The organism is Salmonella sp. NW177 (assembly GCF_051811585.1).
GTDB lineage: Bacteria > Pseudomonadota > Gammaproteobacteria > Enterobacterales > Enterobacteriaceae > Salmonella > Salmonella enterica.
This window is the reverse complement of record NZ_JAMMZV010000011.1, coordinates 1-20,169: the sequence shown is the minus strand read 5'-3', so window position 1 is coordinate 20,169 and position 20,169 is coordinate 1. Positions and strand designations below refer to the sequence as shown.

Here is a 20,169-nt window from a genome sequence, read left to right as displayed (position 1 = left end):
CAAATCCCGATGAGCTTAGGAAGAGTACGCAGCCAACATGGATACAGGTTGAAGGATGAAGTGTATGAATTCCACCTCGTTGTATGCCGCCATTGATCTCGGTTCCAATAGTTTTCATATGCTGGTCGTGCGCGAGGCGGCGGGAAGCATCCAGACGCTGACCCGAATAAAACGCAAGGTGCGTCTGGCCGCGGGTCTGAACAACGACAACCACCTTTCAGCCGAAGCGATGGAACGCGGCTGGCAATGCCTGCGTCTATTTGCTGAACGTTTGCAGGATATCCCGCAGCCGCAAATCCGCGTGGTTGCCACCGCAACATTGCGTCTCGCCGTCAATGCAGGGGAATTTATCGCGAAAGCGCAGACTATCCTTGGTTGTCCGGTGCAGGTTATCAGCGGCGAAGAAGAGGCGCGGCTGATTTATCAGGGGGTTGCTCATACCACCGGCGGCGCAGATCAGCGACTGGTGGTGGATATCGGCGGCGCCAGCACTGAACTGGTTACCGGCACTGGCGCGCAAACCACGTCGCTGTTTAGCCTGTCGATGGGCTGCGTAACGTGGCTTGAACGCTATTTTAGCGATCGTAATCTGGCGCAAGAAAACTTTGATGATGCGGAGAAGGCCGCGCGCGATGTACTGCGTCCGGTCGCCGATGAACTGCGTTTTCATGGCTGGAAGGTCTGCGTGGGTGCCTCCGGCACCGTACAGGCATTGCAGGAAATCATGATGGCGCAGGGGATGGACGAGCGCATTACGCTCGCCAAACTGCAGCAGCTAAAACAACGCGCGATACAGTGCGGGCGTCTGGAAGAGCTGGAAATCGAAGGCCTGACGCTGGAGCGCGCGCTGGTTTTCCCAAGCGGGCTGGCTATTCTGATCGCGATATTTACCGAGCTGAACATCCAGAGCATGACGCTGGCAGGCGGCGCGTTACGCGAAGGGCTGGTGTATGGGATGTTGCATCTGGCGGTAGATCAGGATATCCGCAGCCGCACGCTGCGAAACATTCAGCGTCGGTTTATCGTCGATACCGATCAGGCGAATCGCGTGGCGAAGCTGGCAGATAACTTCCTCAAACAGGTAGAAAATGCCTGGCATATTGAGCCTATCAGTCGTGAACTGTTGCTGAGCGCTTGCCAATTGCATGAGATCGGTTTGAGCGTTGATTTTAAACAGGCGCCCTATCATGCTGCCTATTTAGTACGCCATTTGGATCTGCCTGGCTATACGCCCGCGCAGAAAAAGTTGCTCGCCACCCTCTTACTGAATCAGACCAATCCGGTCGATCTCTCTTCGCTTCATCAGCAAAACGCGGTACCGCCCCGTGTTGCGGAACAGCTATGCCGTTTGCTGCGACTGGCGATTCTTTTTGCCGGTCGCCGTCGTGACGATCTGGTACCAGAAATTACGCTACAGGCGCTAAATGAAAATCTGACGTTAACCTTGCCTGGCGAGTGGCTGGCACATCACCCGCTGGGTAAGGAGTTGATTGATCAGGAAAGCCAGTGGCAAAGCTATGTACACTGGCCGCTGGACGTTCGCTAACCGTAGTTTGATTGCCGGATGACGCTTCGCTTATCCGGCCTACGATTTCGCTCGCTTTGCCGCCATCATGGCTTTCAGATTAGCCAGGTGACTTTGCCCTTTTTGCATTCGCTCCTCAGCGCTTACCACTTTGCGCTCCTGCTCCCAGATTAAATCATCCTGCGGCAGTTCTAACAAGAAGCGACTGGGTTCCGGGCGCACCAGTTCCCCATACTGACGGCGCTCTTTACATAATGTAAAGGTGAGCTCTTTCTGCGCGCGAGTGATCCCGACATAGGCCAGCCGACGCTCTTCCTCAATATTATCTTCGTCAATGCTGCTTTGATGCGGCAAAAATCCTTCTTCCATTCCCACCATATAGACATACGGGAATTCCAGTCCTTTCGACGCATGAAGCGTCATCAACTGTACCTGATCCAGCTCTTCTTCGCTCTCGCCGCGCTCCATCATATCGCGCAGCGTAAAGCGTGTAACCACCTGGGTCAGCGTCATCGGCTCATCAAGTTCGTTGCCTTCCAGCATCTCAGTCATCCAGCTAAAGAGCTGGTTAACGTTTTTCATACGCATTTCCGCCGCTTTGGGGCTCGGCGAGGTTTCGTACAACCAGGATTCATAGTCAATACCGTGGATGAGATCGCGCACGGCGGCGACAGGCTCGCGTTCGGCCAGACGCTGGATTTCCCCCAGCCAGTGGGTAAAACGCGTCAATGAATCGTAACCACGTCCGGTCAGCTTTTGGCTAAGTCCCATATCAAAGCTGGCGGTAAACAGGCTCTTATTACGCGTCATTGCCCATTCGCCCAGCTTTTGCAGCGTGGCCGGACCGATTTCGCGTTTTGGCGTATTCACGATGCGCAGGAAAGCGCTGTCATCATCCGGGTTGGTCAACACCCGCAGGTAGGCCAGCAGGTCTTTAATCTCCGGACGGGAGAAGAATGAGGTGCCGCCGGAAATTTTGTACGGAATGCGGTTCTGCATGAGGAATTTTTCAAATACCCGCGACTGATGATTCCCGCGATACAGAATGGCGTAATCCTTGTACTGGGTCTTGTTCACAAAGTGATGGGCAATCAGTTCGCCGGTAACGCGCTCAGCCTCATGCTCTTCATTGTTTGCGCTTAACACTTTGAGTTCCGCGCCGTAACCGAGCTCGGAAAAGAGGCGCTTTTCAAAGACGTGCGGATTATTGGCGATGAGAATATTTGCCGCTTTCAGGATGCGGCCCGAAGAACGATAGTTTTGCTCCAGCTTAATCACCTGCAGCGCCGGAAAATCCTGGCTCAGTAACACCAGGTTTTGCGGACGCGCCCCGCGCCAGGAGTAGATAGACTGATCGTCATCGCCTACGACCGTAAAGCGCGCGCGTTGCCCAACCAGCAGCTTAACCAACTCATACTGGCTGGTGTTAGTATCCTGATATTCATCCACCAGCAGATAACGAATTTTATTCTGCCAGCGCTCGCGCACCTCGTCATTGCGTTGCAGCAGCAGCGTCGGCAGCAAAATCAAATCATCAAAATCGAGAACGTTACATGCCTTCATATGGGCGTCGTAAAGCCCGTAGCAGTGGGCAAAAATACGATCGCGTTCGCCTTTCGCCCCCGCCGCTGCCTGTGCAGGCGTTTTGAGATCGTTTTTCCAGTTGGAGATCGTGGAGATCAGCTGTTGCAACAGAACCTTGTCGTCTTCGATCAGGCCTTCGGTCAGCTCTTTGAGCAAGGCGACCTGGTCGGTATCGTCAAACAATGAAAAGTTCGATTTCATCCCCAGCGCAGCGTACTCGCGCTTAATAATATCCAGCCCTAGTGTATGAAAGGTGGAGATCATCAAACCGCGCGCTTCCTTACGGCCGAGCGTCTGCCCGACGCGTTCTTTCATCTCACGCGCTGCCTTGTTGGTAAACGTCACCGCCGCAATATGCCGGGCCTGATAGCCGCATCCGCGGATCAGGTGGGCGATTTTATTGGTAATTACGCGAGTTTTACCAGAACCCGCTCCTGCCAGCACCAGGCAGGGTCCGGTGACGAATTCGACAGCGTGTTGTTGGCCGGGATTTAAACGCATGGGAATAGTGCTCAATCTTCGAACGGGGGAGGGATTGTAGCAGAAAGCGAGGCCCAGAGAAGACCAGGCTGCTTTTTCAGGCAGCCTGGAAAAGGTCAATCAGCAGGCTCTGGCGGCAAGCGGCGTATAGCCATTACGCTGTGCGCTCTTGATCCAACTGTAAGAACCCATTAGCGCGATCGCCGTCAGCAGAACATACTCAAGCGACATCGCATAAACGCCCTGTACTGCATAGATCACGACGCTAATTACATCAATAATCACCCACAGCAGCCAGTTTTCCACGTACTTGCGGGTCATCAGCACCATCGCCGCAATCGACAACACCAGCATGGTGGAATCCCAGAACGGGAACGCATCCGGCTGGAGTTCAGGCATCGCCACCTGCATACCTACCGTTTGCAGCAGAGCGAGCATAACGCGGGTCAACATAGCGAAGACCGGATCGATAAACCACGTCATCAGCAGAATGGCGATAATACATACGCCCCCCAACCTCCATGTTTGTTGACGAGAAAGCCAGCGTACTTTCAGAGCGGCTTCCCGGGCGTCATTCTGCCGGCTCCATGCGTACCAGCCGTAAATATTCGCCGCAAAGAAAAACACCTGAAGTAGCAAGCTGGCATACAGTTGAATCTGAAAAAAGATGGCGGCAAACAGAGTGACGTTAATCAAACCAAACAGGTAATTAACGATTTTTTCCCGGCTGGCGCACCAGATGCACAATAAGCCAAAGACGGTGCCGATAGCCTCAATCCATGACAGCGCATACCCACCCTCGCCGAGAGGAATGTTGACCATTACATTGTTAATGCTGAAAAAGTCCATCATTGCTCTCCTTGCAAACTATCGAAATAAATGGCCTGAAGCGCCAGAGAAATTTGGCGCTCTTCACCTTGCTGGCACAAGGTTTCCTGCTGAACATAATGGTTAATGCTGCTCTCCAGACAGCCACTATGCGCGACGACCACGTTTAGCAACGACGCGGTACGCAGCCCTCGTAACGCCCCCACCACCATCAGCGCGGCGGTTTCCATATCCGCGCCGAGAACTCCCCTGGCCGACCATTCGGCATCCAGTTCAGCTTCGCGATCGGTATAAAAACTGTCATGGCTGCGCACCAGCCCGCAAACGGCAGAGATGTTCATCTGTTTCGCCTGCTGTATCAGCGTGGCGGTAAGATACGGGTCCGCACAGGCCGGATAACTGGCGGGCGCATAGGTTTTGCTGGCGCCGTCGTCAGCCACCGCGCCGTGGGCGATGATCACATCGCCCAACGCCAGCGAGTCCTGCAACGCACCGCAACTACCGATACGGATTAGCGTGTTAACGCCAACCTGGCGTAACTCCTCAATGGCGATAGCGGTTGACGGTCCGCCGATTCCCGTGGAAAGCACGACTATTTCAACCCCCTGGTACCAGCCGCGCGCCGCGCGAAACTCCCGGTTTTGCCCCAGAATCTCAGCCTTATCAAGAAAACGGGCGATTCTATCCACCCGCCCGGGATCGCCGGGCAAAAGCGCATATTTCGCGCGGGTCATGCTTGTGTTAAGCCGAATATGGGGTTGCATCTCCCGTCTCCTTATTGTTCTGAGAGGTTCAGATTTCCGCCTCCTGTTTGAGTTTTTCAGGAGCCAGTAAAATGATCCGCTCACCGTCGGTATCGATAATGTTCAGCGATTTCAGATCGTGCAGTATCCGGTTGATGCTGCGCGTCGTCGCCGCAAATTCCTGACCAAGATTCTGCTTATCAAGCAAAATAGTGGTTGATTCATATTGTTGATAACGCAGCCATAATGCCTGGCATACGCGCTGATGCAGCGAGTACAAATTGTCGCTACTGGCCTTTTTCGACAACTGGTAATACTGTTGGCTGAAAAACCGCAGCATTCGCTGGTTAAAGTGGTTATCCAGCGTCAGCCAGCGGCAAAAATGCGCTTGCGGCAGGCTGAGTAGCTGTACATTGCCGACGGCTACGACAGAACAGATGTAATGCCGCGACTCAAATATCTCTAGCTCGCCCAGCATGTCTCCTTTGCCATAACGCGCCTGCCGGTAACGGCGTCCATCTTCAGCTTCGTAAAAAACATCCACTTCGCCGGCCACAATGAGTGAAAATTGCTGGCATATTTCCCCCTGGCGGCAGATAAGCGCGCCGCGGGAAATGTCGTCAAATCGCCAGCACTGCATGATTTCCAACGGGCAGTATTTGAGTAATTCATAGAGCACTGGGTCGCGTACAACCTGGCGTAGCCCTAAAAGCCAGTCGTCTGGAAATTCTGCGTTTTTCATTATGTTCATGGTATCTCGCCCCTTGTCAGAAAGGACAGGACCGCCGTCCCGCGCATCCGAAATACGCCTGCTAAAAATGCCGCTTATCTCCCGGTTCATTAAATCAGGCGGGACATCTGTCCTGTAATGGCGAAGAGTATATGTCTGACGGCCTAAGGAGTGATAAAGTGACGGCCAATCTTTGCGACGTGAGAACACAATAATGGCAAAAATGGCAGCAGCACTGCATATTCTTGTAAAAGAAGAGAAACTGGCTTTAGATCTTCTGGAGCAAATTAAAAACGGCGGCGATTTTGAGAAGCTGGCGAAGAAGCATTCTATCTGCCCATCCGGTAAAAAAGGCGGTCATTTAGGCGAATTTCGTCAGGGCCAGATGGTTCCGGCATTCGATAAAGTAGTCTTTTCCTGCCCGGTACTGGAGCCAACCGGCCCGCTGCATACTCAGTTCGGTTACCACATCATTAAAGTATTGTATCGCAAATAAAAAGCCGGGTGGCGGCTACGCCTTACCCGGCCTACATCGTCTGCTTGATTTTGTAGGTCGGGTAAGCGCTAGCGCCACCCGACACTGCCTACATTAACCCGCTACCGCAATGCGTTTCATATCCGTCATATAGCCGCGCAGTTTCTTACCTACCTGCTCAATCGCATGGCTACGAATCGCGTCGTTCACGTCGCGAAGCTGTGCGTTGTCTACCGCGCCTTCCGGGATAGCACTACCCAGATCGCCCGGTTGCAATTCCGCCATAAACGGTTTCAGCAGCGGTACGCAAGCGTAAGAGAACAGGTAGTTACCGTATTCTGCGGTATCGGAGATAACTACGTTCATTTCGTACAGACGCTTACGGGCGATGGTGTTCGCGATCAGCGGCAGCTCGTGCAGTGATTCGTAGTAAGCGGATTCTTCGATGATGCCGGAATCGACCATGGTTTCGAACGCCAGCTCAACGCCCGCTTTCACCATCGCGATCATCAGCACGCCTTTATCGAAGTACTCCTGCTCGCCGATTTTACCTTCAAACTGCGGCGCGGTTTCAAACGCGGTTTTACCGGTCTCTTCACGCCAGGTCAGCAGTTTCTTATCGTCGTTAGCCCAGTCAGCCATCATGCCGGACGAGAATTCGCCGGAGATGATGTCATCCATGTGTTTCTGGAACAGCGGCGCCATGATCTCTTTCAATTGTTCGGACAGCGCGTAAGCACGCAGTTTCGCCGGGTTAGACAGACGGTCCATCATCAGGGTGATGCCGCCCTGCTTCAGCGCTTCGGTGATGGTTTCCCAGCCGAACTGAATCAGTTTTTCGGCGTATGCCGGGTCGGTGCCTTCTGCCACCAGCTTGTCGAAGCACAGCAGAGAACCGGCCTGCAACATACCGCACAGGATGGTCTGCTCACCCATCAGGTCGGATTTCACTTCCGCCACGAAAGAAGATTCCAGTACGCCCGCACGGTGACCGCCGGTGGCCGCCGCCCAGGCTTTCGCAATCGCCATGCCTTCGCCTTTCGGGTCGTTTTCCGGGTGAACGGCGATCAGCGTTGGCACACCGAAGCCACGCTTGTATTCTTCACGTACTTCGGTGCCCGGACACTTCGGCGCCACCATCACCACGGTGATGTCTTTACGGATCTGCTCGCCCACTTCCACGATGTTGAAGCCGTGGGAGTAGCCCAGCGCCGCACCGTCTTTCATCAACGGCTGTACAGAACGTACCACGTCGGAGTGCTGTTTGTCCGGCGTCAGGTTAACCACCAGGTCCGCCTGCGGGATCAGCTCTTCGTAGGTACCCACTTTGAAGCCGTTTTCGGTCGCTTTACGCCAGGAAGCACGCTTCTCAGCAATCGCTTCTTTACGCAGGGCGTAGGAGATATCCAGACCGGAATCACGCATGTTCAGGCCCTGGTTCAGCCCCTGAGCGCCACAGCCGACGATGACCACTTTTTTACCCTGAAGGTAGCTCGCGCCGTCGGCGAATTCGTCGCGGCCCATAAAGCGGCATTTACCCAGCTGCGCCAGCTGCTGGCGCAGGTTCAGTGTATTAAAGTAGTTAGCCATGATGGTGTACTCCGTGATGTTGTGTGTCGCGCTTATTGTTCGGTTTACAGATTGCTATCTGTGCGAATGAACCCACATTACAACAGGAAATTTATTGCGGAAATTGATATATTCACAACGTTATGTTGCGGTTTATGCAACGTCAAAAACCGGAGGTCTGTCTGTGGATTTACGCGATCTAAAAACCTTCCTGCATCTGGCGGAAAGCCGCCACTTTGGCCGCAGCGCGCGGGCGATGCACGTCAGCCCCTCCACGCTCTCCCGGCAGATCCAGCGGCTGGAAGAAGATCTCGGCCAGCCGCTGTTTGTGCGCGACAACCGCACCGTCACGCTGACCGAAGCCGGTGAAGAGCTGCGAGTGTTTGCCCAACAGACGCTTTTGCAATATCAGCAGTTGCGCCATACCCTCGATCAGCAGGGGCCGTCCCTTTCCGGCGAACTCCATATCTTCTGTTCAGTGACCGCGGCATACAGTCATCTGCCGCCGATCCTCGACCGTTTTCGCGCCGAACACCCTTCTGTTGAAATCAAATTGACGACCGGAGATGCTGCCGATGCGATGGAAAAGGTGGTAACGGGAGAAGCGGACCTGGCAATCGCCGGCAAACCAGAAACGCTGCCCGGCGCGGTGGCGTTTTCGATGCTGGAGAATCTGGCAGTGGTGCTGATCGCCCCGGCGCTGCCCTGCCCGGTGCGTAATCAGGTTTCGGTTGATAAGCCCGACTGGTCGACGGTGCCGTTTATCATGGCCGACCAGGGGCCGGTACGCCGTCGCATTGAGCTGTGGTTCCGTCGCCACAAAATCAGTAACCCGCAGATTTACGCCACCGTCGGCGGTCATGAGGCGATGGTCTCAATGGTGGCGCTCGGCTGCGGCGTGGCGCTGCTGCCGGAAGTGGTGCTGGAAAACAGCCCGGAACCGGTGCGCAATCGCGTGATGATTTTAGAGCGCAGCGACGAAAAAACGCCGTTTGAGCTTGGCGTCTGCGCGCAAAAAAAGCGGCTGCATGAGCCGCTAATTGATGCGTTCTGGAAGATTTTACCGAATTAGTTTTACGGCCCTACCATTACCCGAACAGGCTTCCCAATACGGCTAAGCATATTCACCAGAGCATCAATGGTGAATTTGCTGCATTTCTTGTTGACGACATCCGAAACGCGCGGTCGGGATATATGCAAAACTGTAGCAACCTCGGCTTGCTTCATCTGGTTTCGCGTAATCCAGAGGGTAATTTCTTCCATGAGCTGTTCTTTAATGGCTAACGTGTTTTCGATTTCACTCAGGGAATCAGCGTAAAACTTTTCTGCGTCCTGCTTATCAAACCCCAAATCAGCAAAAACATTACCGCCAGATGGCGTCACATGGCGAATATCACTATCAGTTTTGGCAATCACAAGCTGTTTCTCCGTTGTTGCACCACCCGGTTATAACGCGTTCTGGCGATGTTTTTATCGTGCTGACTGGTTTGTTGCGTCTGTTTTTGGAAACTATGCAAAACGTAGAGTGCTTCTTCAAACTTAGCGACATACATAACGCGATAGATACCATTGTTGTCACGAATCCGAATTTCATTTACCCCAGCCCCAATTTCTGAAAACGGTTTCCAGTCATCGGGTTCAATTCCATACTGAATTTTGTGAAGCTGATAACCGACTGCTTTACGTACCGTTATGGGAAAAGCCAGGAGATCCTCCAGAGAAGATCCCACCCATCGAATTTCTTTTTCATTGGAGAGAGCTCGGGTGAGTAACATAACATCCTTGTGTATAAAATTTTATACATTGTTTTTAGCAGGTGCAAGTGATAGCGGTGCTAACGATATGGTGAGCCGAGTTTCACCACAAGCAGATTGGGCGCCTTCTGGAAAACGTCTCGCAAAATTAAATGAGTGGATGCTCCGGGCTGGCAGAAAAGCCCAATAACTGAGGGAAGATCATATCTGGATATCAGGCCCACTTTACTTTGTGGGCCCGAAAAACTAAACGCTGAATTAACCCGCCAGAAAGAACCGGAACGCCGGGTTATTGCTCTCATCATGGCATTCATAGCCCAGCTCATGCAGCCGGGTTTCGAAATCCGGCTCATGATCGCCTAACTCGAACGCCGCCAGCACGCGGCCATAATCGGTACCGTGGCTGCGGTAATGGAATAGCGAAATATTCCAGTGCGTGCCAAGCGTATGCAGGAATTTGAGCAACGCGCCGGGCGACTCCGGAAATTCGAAACTATACAAACGCTCCTGTAATGGCTTGGAGGGGCGTCCGCCGACCATATAGCGCACATGCAGCTTCGCCATTTCATCGTCGGAGAGATCCACTACGCTATAACCGCCGTCGCACAGTTGGGTGATAATCTCTTTTCGCTCCTCCAGCCCCTGACTGACGCGTACGCCGACAAAAATACAGGCATTTTTCGCGTCGGCAAAACGGTAGTTAAATTCGGTGACCATACGCCCGCCAAGCAACTGGCAGAATTTGAGAAAGCTCCCCTTTTCTTCCGGAATGGTCACCGCCAGTAACGCTTCGCGCTGTTCCCCCAGCTCGCAGCGTTCAGACACATAGCGCAAGCCGTGGAAGTTGACGTTGGCGCCGGAAAGGACGTGCGCCAGGCGTTCGCCGCGAATATTGTGCTGGGCGATATATTTTTTCATCCCCGCCAGCGCCAGCGCGCCGGACGGCTCCGCCACCGCACGCACATCTTCAAACAGGTCTTTCATCGCCGCGCAGATCGCGTCGCTATCGACTGTAATAATGTCGTCGAGATATTCCTGGCACAGGCGGAAGGTTTCGTCGCCGATGCGTTTTACCGCCACGCCTTCAGCAAATAACCCAACGCGCGGGAGATCCACTGGATGACCGGCTTCCAACGCCGCTTTCAGGCAGGCGGAATCCTCCGCTTCGACGGCAATCACTTTGATTTGCGGCATCAATTGTTTGATCAGTACCGCTACGCCCGCCGCCAGGCCGCCGCCGCCAACCGGCACAAAGACACGATCGAGATGCGAATCCTGCTGAAGCAGCTCCAGCGCCAGCGTGCCCTGCCCGGCGATCACCATTGGGTGATCAAACGGCGGCACCCAGGTAAAACCCTGCTGCTGCGCCAGTTCAATAGCTTTCGCTTTCGCTTCATCAAAATTAGCGCCGTGCAACAGCACTTCGCCGCCAAAACCGCGTACCGCATCGACTTTAATATCCGCCGTTGCTTTTGGCATGACGATCAGCGACTTCACGCCAAGCCGCGCGGAGGAGAACGCCACGCCCTGCGCATGGTTCCCCGCCGACGCAGTAATCACGCCGTGGGCTTTTTGTTCTTCGGTCAATCCGGCCATCATCGCGTAAGCGCCGCGCAGCTTAAAGCTATGTACCGGCTGCCGGTCTTCGCGTTTGACGAGAATAACGTTATCCAGACGTGACGAGAGCTTTTCCATTTTTTGCAGCGGCGTCACCTGCGCCGCTTCGTATACTGGCGCGCGTAGCACCGCGCGCAGATACTCCGCCCCTTCCGGCGCGACTGACAGTGGTTGAGATTCCGCCATCATCAACCTCCCAGTTTCGATTTATCGCGCACCGCGCCTTTATCGGCGCTGGTCGCCAGGCTGGCGTAGGCACGCAGGGCAAACGAAACCTGACGCTGACGATTTTTCGGCGTCCAGGCTTTGTCGCCACGAGCTTCCTGCGCCTCGCGGCGTGCGGCGATTTCAGCCTCACTCAACTGCAACTGAATGCTGCGGTTCGGAATATCAATCTCAATAGTGTCGCCATCTTCAATCAACGCAATAGTGCCGCCGCTGGCCGCTTCCGGCGAGACGTGGCCGATGGAAAGACCCGAAGTACCGCCGGAAAAACGCCCATCGGTGATGAGCGCGCAGGCTTTGCCCAACCCCATCGACTTCAGGAAACTGGTCGGATAGAGCATTTCCTGCATTCCCGGCCCGCCTTTCGGCCCTTCGTAGCGGATCACGACTACATCGCCTTCCACTACTTTGCCGCCGAGAATCGCCTCTACCGCGTCGTCCTGGCTTTCATACACTTTCGCCGGGCCGGTAAATTTAAGGATGCTGTCATCGACGCCTGCGGTTTTCACAATGCAGCCGTTTTCGGCGAAGTTGCCATACAGCACCGCCAGACCGCCGTCTTTGCTATAGGCATATTCCAGCGAGCGGATGCAACCCGCTGCGCGGTCGTCATCCAGCGAATCCCAGCGACAATCCTGCGAGAACGCCTGGGTAGTACGGATACCGGCAGGGCCAGCACGGAACATTTTTTTAACCGCTTCGTCCTGCGTAACCGTGATGTCGTACTGTTCCAGCGTTTGCGGCAGCGTCAGGCCTAATACGTTTTTCACGTTGCGGTTCAGCAGCCCGGCGCGATCCAGCTCGCCTAAAATACCCAGCACACCGCCGGCACGGTGAACGTCTTCCATATGGTATTTCTGGGTACTTGGCGCCACTTTACACAGCTGCGGCACCTTGCGGGACAGCTTGTCGATATCACTCATGGTGAAGTCGATTTCCGCTTCCTGCGCCGCCGCCAGTAGATGCAGAACGGTATTGGTCGAACCGCCCATCGCAATATCCAGCGTCATCGCATTCTCAAACGCCGCCTTGTTGGCAATGTTTCGTGGCAGTGCGCTTTCGTCATCCTGCTCGTAATAGCGTTTAGTCAGTTCAACAATCCGCTTACCGGCATTGAGGAACAACTGCTTCCGGTCAGCATGGGTCGCCAGCAGCGAACCGTTGCCCGGCTGCGACAGGCCCAGCGCTTCGGTCAGGCAGTTCATGGAGTTAGCGGTAAACATGCCGGAGCAGGAGCCGCAGGTTGGACAGGCGGAACGCTCCACCTGGTTACTTTGATCGTCAGAGACTTTCGGGTCCGCGCCCTGAATCATGGCATCAACCAGATCCAGCTTGATAATTTTGTCTGAAAGCTTGGTTTTCCCGGCTTCCATCGGTCCGCCGGAGACAAAGATCACCGGAATATTCAGGCGCAGCGAGGCCATGAGCATCCCTGGGGTGATTTTGTCGCAGTTGGAGATACACACCATCGCGTCAGCGCAGTGAGCGTTCACCATGTACTCCACGGAGTCGGCGATCAGCTCGCGTGACGGCAGTGAATAGAGCATACCCCCGTGCCCCATGGCGATCCCGTCATCCACGGCAATAGTGTTGAACTCTTTCGCCACACCGCCGGAAGCTTCAATCTGTTCGGCGACCAGCTTACCGAGATCGCGCAGATGAACGTGACCCGGCACAAACTGAGTGAATGAGTTCACCACGGCGATAATCGGTTTGCCAAAATCACTGTCGGTCATTCCGGTGGCGCGCCACAGCGCGCGGGCACCCGCCATATTACGACCATGGGTGGTGGTGGCGGAACGGTACTTAGGCATGCTTTATTTACTCCCCATCTTTTCCCTTCATACTTCACGCCACAGGTGCGTTGGCTGCCTCACTCACCCCAGTCACTTACGACAGTAAGCTTCTGGGGATTTGCTGCGTTGCCGCCTTCCTGTGACGCAAATTATTTGGGAAAATATTAACTTTATTTATTATGAATTTACCGGATCCAACCAGCCCCATTTATCCTCAGTTTCTCCAGTGAAGAGACCAAAGAAGGCTTGTTGGATACGCTTGGTGACAGGACCGCAGCGGCCTTCGCCTACCTGGATACCATCAACGCTGCGTACCGGAGTAATTTCTGCCGCGGTTCCGGACATAAACACTTCGTCGGCCAGATACAGCGACTCACGGGACAGCACCTGCTCGCGCACTTCAATACCCAGCTCTTTCGCCAGTTTGATGATCGCATCGCGAGTAATGCCTGGCAGCGCGGAAGAGGTAAACGGCGGAGTAAACAGCACGCCATCTTTTACCTCAAACAGGTTTTCGCCTGCGCCTTCGGAGATATAGCCGTTTACATCCAGAGCGATGCCTTCCTGATAGCCGTGGCGGCGCGCTTCGCTACCCACCAGCAGTGAGGAGAGGTAGTTACCGCCCGCTTTCGCAGCGGTTGGAATGGTGTTCGGCGCAGCGCGATTCCAGGAAGAAACCATCGCATCGATCCCCTGATCCAGCGCTTCGGCGCCCAGGTATGCCCCCCACGGGAACGCGGCGATGATGACGTCAGTGGTGTATCCCGGGGGCGGGTTAACGCCCATACCGACATCGCCGACAAATACCAACGGACGGATATAGGCGCTGGTCAGGTTGTTTTTGCGGATCACTTCGCGGCAGGCTTCCATCAGCTCATCAATACTCTGGGAAACCGGAAAACGATAAATTTTTGCTGAGTCGCGCAGGCGCTGCATATGTTCACGATGACGAAACACTACCGGGCCTTTGTGAGAGTCGTAGCACCGAATCCCTTCAAATACCGACGTACCGTAGTGCAGCGCGTGAGACATTACGTGAACCTTCGCGTCTTCCCAGCGCACCATCTCGCCATTGAACCAAATATAATCAGCTTTTTTCGTCGTCATTTTTCTTCCTTTTGCGCTCAGGCGCGGATTTGTTGTGATGTGGCAGCGCTCTGGCAGATTGCGACATGCGCAACATCTACCAGTTTACTTAACTGACTAAACAGTAAGTCGACCGACCGGGGACTGGCAACGGTCAATTCAATATTTATATTCTGCGCATCGGTCGCGGCTTCCATATTCATGGAGCACACCTGAAAACCACGATGGCGCACCACGCGTAAAACACGTTCTAAGGTTTCTGGATTAAAGCGTGCCGATACATTGACCTGATGTTGCATCATGATAATTTCTCCAGCATTTCAGAGTTACTGGCGCCAGGCGGCACCAACGGCCAGACATTTTCAAGTTCGTCGATTGAGACGTGAAGCAGGTACGGCCCTTCGCTTGCCAACATCGTGTCGAGTGCCGCTTCAACCTGGTCTTTACGAGTAATGTGCTGGCCTGGAATGCCGAAGGCGCTGGCCAGCATGAGGAAATCGGGGTTATCGGTCAGGGTGGTTTCGCTATATCGCTCCTGGAAAAACAGTTGCTGCCATTGTCGAACCATCCCTAACCGCTGGTTGTCGAGTAAGACTATCTTCAACGGTAACTGCTTGCGTTTTACGGTGCCCAACTCCTGAACATTCATCATGAAGGAGCCGTCACCGGAGATACAGATAACGGTATCATTCGGTCGCGCTACTTGCGCGCCAACGGCCGCCGGTAAGCCGAATCCCATCGTCCCCAGACCGCTGGAAGTGATGAAGTTCTCCGGGCGGGTGTAAGTCATATGCTGGGCTGACCACATCTGATGCTGCCCAACATCCGTCGTCACCACGCTGTCTGCGGGTTTGCGTTCCGACAATTGCTTCAACAACAACGGCGCATAGATAGTCTCGCCAGGATGGTCATAGCGCCAGGCGTGTTCTGCGCGCAGCTCTGCACAGGACTGACGCCATGCGTCGATCTTCAGCGGTTGCTGTAATGCCGGCAACAGCGAATTTAAATCGCCCTGCAACGCGACGTGTGCCTGACGCAGTTTGTTCATTTCCGCCGGGTCGATATCCATATGGATTACGCTGGCGTTCGGCGCAAACGTATTCAGCTTACCGGTCACCCGGTCATCAAAACGTGCACCCACTGCGATCAGTAAATCACACCCTTGCACCGCGAAATTAGCCGCTTTAGTACCGTGCATTCCCAGCATGCCCAGATAGTACGGATAATCAGCTTCAACAGCCCCCAGCCCTTTCAGCGTGCAGGTAACTGGCATTTGCGTTACCGCGATAAATTTACGCAGCGCCGGAACCGCCTGCGCCATACCAACACCACCGCCGACGTACAGCATGGGTTTTTTCGCCTGTTCCAGCATCTGGCGCGCCTGTTCCACATCAGCCTGCGGGAAGGTCGCTTCGTTAGCAACGGTAGTAAACCAGGGTTCCAGCTCACCGCTGGCCAACTGGATATCTTTCGGGATATCCACCAGAACCGGGCCAGGACGGCCAGCGTTGGCGACTTCAAAAGCCTCCGCCATGATGCGCGGCAACTCTGCCAGCGACTGCACCAGGAAGCTGTGTTTGGTACAGGCCAGCGACAGGCCTAACACATCCACCTCCTGGAACGCATCAGTGCCGATGAACGGGGCGGAAACCTGACCCGTGATCGCGACGACGGGGACCGAATCTAACAACGCATCCGCCAGGCCAGTGATCAGGTTAGTGGCGCCAGGGCCGGAGGTGGCGATACAAACACCGGTTTTGCCGGTAGAACGGGCATAACCGATTGCCGCCATTGCGGCACCCTGCTCGTGTCGGCACAACAAATGCTCCACACCACCGTCATACAACGCGTCGTAAACCGGCATAATTGCGCCGCCAGGATAACCAAATACGGTTTTCACCCCCTGCGCTCGCAAAGCATGTACCACCCACTGTGCCCCGTTCATAGTTACATCCCCGTCGTAAATCTTGAGAAACAGAATTTTATGCTGTTATTCACGCTCTGCTCCTCGCTTAAGTTTTTCAGGCCAAAAAAAAACCCCCGGACCTTTCGGTGCGGGGGTCTTAGTTCGTTAAGGCTTGATTTCTAAGCCTTTCCTCGTCCAAGTGCAGCCCCGCACGGTGGGATAATAATCACCACCACGCTAATCACGACCAGGCTAATCACTCGTAGAAGGGCTGTCATTTTTGTCTATTCTTGCATCTTGTTCGAAGGAATACCTAAAGAGTTACCATAGGTTTTGCCAATAGCACAAGATATTTTTTTAACCATGTTTCAGATAATGCAGGTGAATGCCTAAAAGTGCTTTGTTTTTTATAAGAAAAATTAGCAACTGAAAAATTTTCACGTTTTCCTCCCCCATTTGGCGCACTCTACACCCTGTTTTCCTTCTTTTCGCTTCTGCGAGCGTTCTTCCAGTTTGATGTTTCTTACCTGAAAATGACGCCAAAATTCAGGAAGCAGCCGCTAAAAAACAAAAAGTCAGTAATTCGATTTTCTCTTCTATCCCGCATAATCCACGTAACAGGAGGGATTATGTCACTGGCGATTGTTCATACTCGCGCCGCACTTGGCGTCAATGCGCCGCCTATCACTATAGAGGTGCATATCAGTAATAGATTACCGGGATTAACCATGGTTGGCCTACCGGAAACCACGGTAAAAGAGGCGCGTGACCGGGTACGTAGTGCGATTATTAATAGCGGATATGAATTTCCGGCTAAAAAAATAACCATTAACCTTGCTCCAGCCGATCTACCGAAAGAGGGCGGAAGGTATGACCTGCCTATTGCTGTTGCGCTTCTGGCCGCGTCTGAGCAGCTTACAGCGTCGAATCTTGAGGCATATGAGCTGGTGGGTGAGTTAGCGCTTACAGGCGCATTACGTGGCGTTCCTGGCGCAATATCAAGCGCAACGGAAGCCATCAGGGCCGGCAGAAATATTATCGTCGCAACAGAGAACGCGGCGGAGGTTGGGCTTATCAGCAAAGAAGGATGTTTTATCGCCGATCATCTACAAACCGTCTGCGCCTTTCTGGAAGGGAAACACGCCCTGGAAAGACCTTTAGCTCAGGATATGGCATCGTCTACCGCAACTGCCGATCTTCGCGATGTGATCGGTCAGGAGCAGGGTAAACGCGGCCTGGAGATTACAGCGGCAGGGGGACATAATCTGCTATTGATCGGCCCGCCGGGTACGGGTAAAACCATGCTGGCCAGTCGACTGAGCGGGATTCTTCCACCATTAAGCAATGAAGAGGCGTTGGAAAGCGCCGCGATCCTCAGTCTGGTTAATGCCGATACGGTACAAAAACGATGGCAGCAACGTCCCTTTCGCTCACCTCATCATAGCGCCTCGCTTACTGCTATGGTCGGCGGCGGCGCAATACCCGCCCCGGGGGAGATATCGCTGGCGCACAACGGAATTTTGTTCCTTGATGAATTGCCTGAATTTGAACGACGCACACTGGATGCGCTACGTGAACCTATAGAATCCGGTCAAATTCATTTATCCCGTACCAGAGCGAAAATAACGTACCCTGCCAGGTTCCAGTTAATCGCCGCAATGAATCCCAGCCCAACCGGACATTATCAGGGAAACCATAATCGCTGCACGCCAGAACAGACACTACGTTACCTTAATCGGTTGTCAGGCCCGTTTCTTGATCGTTTTGACCTTTCGCTTGAGATACCGCTTCCACCGCCCGGGATTCTTAGCCAACACGCCTCAAAGGGTGAGAGCAGCGCTACGGTAAAAAAGCGGGTCATCGCCGCCCATGAACGGCAGTACCGACGGCAGAAGAAGTTAAACGCGCGTCTGGAGGGTCGCGAAATCCAAAAATACTGTGTTTTGCATCACGATGACGCCCGCTGGCTTGAAGACACGCTGGTGCATCTTGGATTATCCATTCGCGCCTGGCAGCGTTTACTAAAAGTGGCCAGAACCATTGCCGACATAGAACTGGCTGACCAGATCTCGCGTCAGCATTTGCAGGAGGCGGTAAGCTATCGGGCGATAGACAGATTGTTAATTCATTTGCAAAAGCTGTTGGCGTAAAAAAAGGGCATTACGCCCTTTTTATTAATCATCAGCTTCGGTGTAGTCTTCTGCGCCTTCAACTTGCGGCTTGCCGCCAGACAAGGTGTGGAAGCGTTTTGGACGCTTGATACGCGTCATATACTTGGACCAGACGCGTTCTGCATCCGTTACCGGCTCGCGTTCACCGCGACATACCGCTACAAACAGCTTCTCTTCTTCAGTCACAGGCTCACGCTTGCCAAGATCCAGATCATTAAAGGCATGACCATGACGCTCAAGCAGTTGTGCCTCTTTAATCGTGAAATCACCGTGACGAGAGAATCCACGTGGATAATGTTTATTGTCAAAATATCGATTAGTCGTCGTAAAGCTTTCCGCCATCCTGCACGCTCCTAATTCTTTGTCTGAGCTATTTATGGCGCGGAGTATTAGTTACGCTTGACAGAGTGTAAAACAAAACATTTAAATCATAACGACAAATAATTTTGTGGAGAGCACAGTGGATACGGAATTGTTAAAAACTTTCCTGGAAGTTAGCCGGACACGCCATTTCGGGCGGGCCGCAGAAGCACTTTACCTGACGCAATCCGCGGTGAGCTTTCGTATCAGGCAACTGGAGAATCAACTGGGCGTAAACCTTTTTACGCGGCACAGAAACAATATCCGTTTAACCACGGCTGGCGAAAAACTTTTACCGTATGCGGAAACGCTGATGAATACGTGGCAGGCGGCACGTAAAGAGGTGGCGCATACCTCACGCCATAACGAGTTTTCCATCGGCGCCAGCGCGTCTTTATGGGAGTGTATGCTTAACGCCTGGCTGGGGCGACTGTACCAACTACAGGAGCCGCAAAGCGGCCTGCAGTTCGAAGCCAGAATCGCTCAACGGCAATCGCTTGTGAAGCAACTTCATGAACGCCAGCTTGATCTCCTCATTACTACCGAAGCGCCCAAAATGGATGAGTTCAGCAGTCAGTTGTTAGGGCACTTCACTTTGGCGTTATATTGCAGCAGCCCTGCCCGTAAGAAATCAGAACTCAATTATCTGCGGCTGGAGTGGGGACCAGACTTCCAACAGCATGAAACCGGGCTGATCGCAGCAGATGAAGTGCCGGTATTAACAACCAGCTCAGCCGAACTCGCCCGACAGCAGCTTAGCGCATTAAATGGCTGTAGCTGGCTTCCTGTAAACTGGGCAAATGAAAAGGGCGGATTACATACCGTTGCCGACAGCGCAACGCTTTCACGGCCGCTATACGCCATTTGGCTGCAAAACAGCGATAAATACTCGCTGATCTGCGATCTGTTAAAAACGGATGTGCTGGATGAACAATGAAAATGATGAAAAGAAAAAGAAGGGAACTTACGATTACCTGATCAGATAATCAGGTAATTTCAGGCAAAAAAAATCCTTAGCAGATGCTAAGGATTATTTCTGGCAGGGGCGGAGAGACTCGAACTCCCAACACCCGGTTTTGGAGACCGGTGCTCTACCAATTGAACTACGCCCCTAATTAGGGTGGCGGAACGGACGGGGCTCGAACCCGCGACCCCCTGCGTGACAGGCAGGTATTCTAACCAACTGAACTACCGCTCCACCGAATTCTTTTACAACCACTGATTTTTACATCAGTTTACTGCTTAATTTGATGCCTGGCAGTTCCCTACTCTCGCATGGGGAGACCCCACACTACCATCGGCGCTACGGCGTTTCACTTC

The 20,169-nt window shown here is 53.6% G+C and carries 20 protein-coding genes and 2 tRNA genes; 5 read left to right on the top strand and 17 right to left on the bottom strand.

The window, feature by feature from the left end; translation table 11 throughout:
- Positions 1-64: 64 nt before the first annotated feature.
- A complete protein-coding gene (gene gppA, locus NA986_RS22525) occupies positions 65-1,546 on the top strand; it encodes a guanosine-5'-triphosphate,3'-diphosphate diphosphatase (RefSeq protein ID WP_023215726.1) in 1,482 nt (493 codons plus the stop codon).
- A 39-nt stretch (positions 1,547-1,585) separates the two neighbouring features.
- On the opposite strand, the gene rep is transcribed toward gppA, so the two are convergent.
- From rep to NA986_RS22505, 4 genes are all read right to left on the bottom strand, one after another.
- A complete protein-coding gene (gene rep / locus NA986_RS22520; RefSeq protein ID WP_001238842.1) occupies positions 1,586-3,610 on the bottom strand; it encodes a DNA helicase Rep in 2,025 nt (674 codons plus the stop codon).
- Positions 3,611-3,709: 99 nt separating this feature from the next.
- Positions 3,710-4,438 carry a nicotinamide riboside transporter PnuC gene (pnuC, locus tag NA986_RS22515; RefSeq protein WP_020838007.1) on the bottom strand — a complete coding sequence of 243 codons (729 nt, stop codon included), beginning with the start codon at positions 4,436-4,438 and terminating at the stop codon, positions 3,710-3,712.
- The gene (locus NA986_RS22510; RefSeq protein WP_001182428.1) at positions 4,438-5,181 is read right to left on the bottom strand and encodes a nucleoside phosphorylase; all 744 of its coding nucleotides are present in this window, start codon (positions 5,179-5,181) and stop codon (positions 4,438-4,440) included. The genes pnuC and NA986_RS22510 overlap by 1 nt, the downstream gene beginning before the upstream one ends.
- A gap of 28 nt (positions 5,182-5,209) precedes the next feature.
- On the bottom strand, positions 5,210-5,911 hold the full coding sequence (locus NA986_RS22505; protein ID WP_001024340.1) for a Crp/Fnr family transcriptional regulator: 702 nt from the start codon (positions 5,909-5,911) through the stop codon (positions 5,210-5,212).
- 193 nt (positions 5,912-6,104) lie between these two features.
- Between NA986_RS22505 and ppiC the strand changes: the two genes are divergently transcribed.
- Entirely contained in the window at positions 6,105-6,386 is a 282-nt protein-coding gene (ppiC, locus tag NA986_RS22500) for a peptidylprolyl isomerase PpiC (protein WP_001096806.1), read from the top strand.
- A 93-nt stretch (positions 6,387-6,479) separates the two neighbouring features.
- Here ppiC and ilvC read toward each other — a convergent pair whose 3' ends face one another.
- On the bottom strand, positions 6,480-7,955 hold the full coding sequence (gene ilvC / locus NA986_RS22495) for a ketol-acid reductoisomerase (protein WP_000024943.1): 1,476 nt from the start codon (positions 7,953-7,955) through the stop codon (positions 6,480-6,482).
- Between the two features lie 163 nt (positions 7,956-8,118).
- On the opposite strand from ilvC, the gene ilvY reads away from it, so the two are divergent.
- Entirely contained in the window at positions 8,119-9,006 is an 888-nt protein-coding gene (ilvY, locus tag NA986_RS22490; RefSeq protein WP_000365798.1) for an HTH-type transcriptional activator IlvY, read from the top strand.
- 2 nt (positions 9,007-9,008) lie between these two features.
- On the opposite strand, the gene NA986_RS22485 is transcribed toward ilvY, so the two are convergent.
- The 9 genes from NA986_RS22485 to ilvL all read right to left on the bottom strand — a co-directional run bounded on the left by NA986_RS22485 (position 9,009) and on the right by ilvL (position 16,596).
- Positions 9,009-9,350, bottom strand: coding sequence for a helix-turn-helix domain-containing protein (locus tag NA986_RS22485; RefSeq protein ID WP_000560822.1), 342 nt, complete (start codon positions 9,348-9,350; stop codon positions 9,009-9,011).
- Positions 9,347-9,664, bottom strand: a complete 318-nt coding sequence (locus NA986_RS22480; RefSeq protein WP_000535852.1) for a type II toxin-antitoxin system RelE/ParE family toxin — start codon at positions 9,662-9,664, stop codon at positions 9,347-9,349. The genes NA986_RS22485 and NA986_RS22480 overlap by 4 nt, the downstream gene beginning before the upstream one ends.
- A gap of 282 nt (positions 9,665-9,946) precedes the next feature.
- The gene (gene ilvA, locus NA986_RS22475) at positions 9,947-11,491 is read right to left on the bottom strand and encodes a threonine ammonia-lyase, biosynthetic (protein WP_001518457.1); all 1,545 of its coding nucleotides are present in this window, start codon (positions 11,489-11,491) and stop codon (positions 9,947-9,949) included.
- A 2-nt stretch (positions 11,492-11,493) separates the two neighbouring features.
- Positions 11,494-13,344 carry a dihydroxy-acid dehydratase gene (gene ilvD / locus NA986_RS22470; RefSeq protein ID WP_023215725.1) on the bottom strand — a complete coding sequence of 617 codons (1,851 nt, stop codon included), beginning with the start codon at positions 13,342-13,344 and terminating at the stop codon, positions 11,494-11,496.
- A gap of 159 nt (positions 13,345-13,503) precedes the next feature.
- On the bottom strand, positions 13,504-14,433 hold the full coding sequence (ilvE, locus tag NA986_RS22465) for a branched-chain-amino-acid transaminase (protein WP_000208532.1): 930 nt from the start codon (positions 14,431-14,433) through the stop codon (positions 13,504-13,506).
- 17 nt (positions 14,434-14,450) lie between these two features.
- The gene (gene ilvM, locus NA986_RS22460) at positions 14,451-14,714 is read right to left on the bottom strand and encodes an acetolactate synthase 2 small subunit (RefSeq protein WP_000983260.1); all 264 of its coding nucleotides are present in this window, start codon (positions 14,712-14,714) and stop codon (positions 14,451-14,453) included.
- A complete protein-coding gene (gene ilvG, locus NA986_RS22455) occupies positions 14,711-16,357 on the bottom strand; it encodes an acetolactate synthase 2 catalytic subunit (RefSeq protein WP_001012555.1) in 1,647 nt (548 codons plus the stop codon). Before ilvG ends, ilvM begins: the two co-directional genes overlap by 4 nt.
- A gap of 2 nt (positions 16,358-16,359) precedes the next feature.
- Positions 16,360-16,410: a peptide IlvX gene (gene ilvX, locus NA986_RS22450; RefSeq protein ID WP_192930503.1), complete on the bottom strand. Its 51-nt coding sequence runs from the start codon at positions 16,408-16,410 to the stop codon at positions 16,360-16,362.
- Between the two features lie 87 nt (positions 16,411-16,497).
- Positions 16,498-16,596: an ilv operon leader peptide gene (gene ilvL / locus NA986_RS22445; RefSeq protein WP_001311244.1), complete on the bottom strand. Its 99-nt coding sequence runs from the start codon at positions 16,594-16,596 to the stop codon at positions 16,498-16,500.
- Between the two features lie 351 nt (positions 16,597-16,947).
- Between ilvL and NA986_RS22440 the strand changes: the two genes are divergently transcribed.
- Positions 16,948-18,468 carry a YifB family Mg chelatase-like AAA ATPase gene (locus NA986_RS22440; RefSeq protein ID WP_070794048.1) on the top strand — a complete coding sequence of 507 codons (1,521 nt, stop codon included), beginning with the start codon at positions 16,948-16,950 and terminating at the stop codon, positions 18,466-18,468.
- Positions 18,469-18,492: 24 nt separating this feature from the next.
- Here NA986_RS22440 and maoP read toward each other — a convergent pair whose 3' ends face one another.
- On the bottom strand, positions 18,493-18,831 hold the full coding sequence (gene maoP, locus NA986_RS22435; RefSeq protein ID WP_000840996.1) for a macrodomain Ori organization protein MaoP: 339 nt from the start codon (positions 18,829-18,831) through the stop codon (positions 18,493-18,495).
- A 106-nt stretch (positions 18,832-18,937) separates the two neighbouring features.
- Here maoP and hdfR point away from each other — a divergent pair, with 106 nt between their 5' ends.
- Positions 18,938-19,786, top strand: a complete 849-nt coding sequence (gene hdfR / locus NA986_RS22430; RefSeq protein ID WP_001541181.1) for an HTH-type transcriptional regulator HdfR — start codon at positions 18,938-18,940, stop codon at positions 19,784-19,786.
- Between the two features lie 100 nt (positions 19,787-19,886).
- Here hdfR and NA986_RS22425 read toward each other — a convergent pair.
- Together NA986_RS22425 and NA986_RS22420 are read right to left on the bottom strand one after the other, a co-directional pair.
- Positions 19,887-19,962: transfer RNA gene (locus tag NA986_RS22425), tRNA-Trp, on the bottom strand.
- 8 nt (positions 19,963-19,970) lie between these two features.
- Positions 19,971-20,047 (bottom strand) — tRNA-Asp (locus NA986_RS22420).
- Positions 20,048-20,169 lie beyond the last annotated feature (122 nt).

What these genes read in the sequence shown, in the direction of transcription:
- gppA (WP_023215726.1), top strand. Translation starts at nt 65, where the DNA reads ATGAATTCCACCTCGTTGTATGCCGCCATTGATCTCGGTTCCAATAGT.
- rep (WP_001238842.1), bottom strand. Translation starts at nt 3,610, where the DNA reads ATGCGTTTAAATCCCGGCCAACAACACGCTGTCGAATTCGTCACCGGA.
- pnuC (WP_020838007.1), bottom strand. Translation starts at nt 4,438, where the DNA reads ATGGACTTTTTCAGCATTAACAATGTAATGGTCAACATTCCTCTCGGC.
- NA986_RS22510 (WP_001182428.1), bottom strand. Translation starts at nt 5,181, where the DNA reads ATGCAACCCCATATTCGGCTTAACACAAGCATGACCCGCGCGAAATAT.
- NA986_RS22505 (WP_001024340.1), bottom strand. Translation starts at nt 5,911, where the DNA reads ATGAACATAATGAAAAACGCAGAATTTCCAGACGACTGGCTTTTAGGG.
- ppiC (WP_001096806.1), top strand. Translation starts at nt 6,105, where the DNA reads ATGGCAAAAATGGCAGCAGCACTGCATATTCTTGTAAAAGAAGAGAAA.
- ilvC (WP_000024943.1), bottom strand. Translation starts at nt 7,955, where the DNA reads ATGGCTAACTACTTTAATACACTGAACCTGCGCCAGCAGCTGGCGCAG.
- ilvA (WP_001518457.1), bottom strand. Translation starts at nt 11,491, where the DNA reads ATGGCGGAATCTCAACCACTGTCAGTCGCGCCGGAAGGGGCGGAGTAT.
- ilvD (WP_023215725.1), bottom strand. Translation starts at nt 13,344, where the DNA reads ATGCCTAAGTACCGTTCCGCCACCACCACCCATGGTCGTAATATGGCG.
- ilvE (WP_000208532.1), bottom strand. Translation starts at nt 14,433, where the DNA reads ATGACGACGAAAAAAGCTGATTATATTTGGTTCAATGGCGAGATGGTG.
- ilvM (WP_000983260.1), bottom strand. Translation starts at nt 14,714, where the DNA reads ATGATGCAACATCAGGTCAATGTATCGGCACGCTTTAATCCAGAAACC.
- ilvG (WP_001012555.1), bottom strand. Translation starts at nt 16,357, where the DNA reads ATGAACGGGGCACAGTGGGTGGTACATGCTTTGCGAGCGCAGGGGGTG.
- ilvL (WP_001311244.1), bottom strand. Translation starts at nt 16,596, where the DNA reads ATGACAGCCCTTCTACGAGTGATTAGCCTGGTCGTGATTAGCGTGGTG.
- NA986_RS22440 (WP_070794048.1), top strand. Translation starts at nt 16,948, where the DNA reads ATGTCACTGGCGATTGTTCATACTCGCGCCGCACTTGGCGTCAATGCG.
- maoP (WP_000840996.1), bottom strand. Translation starts at nt 18,831, where the DNA reads ATGGCGGAAAGCTTTACGACGACTAATCGATATTTTGACAATAAACAT.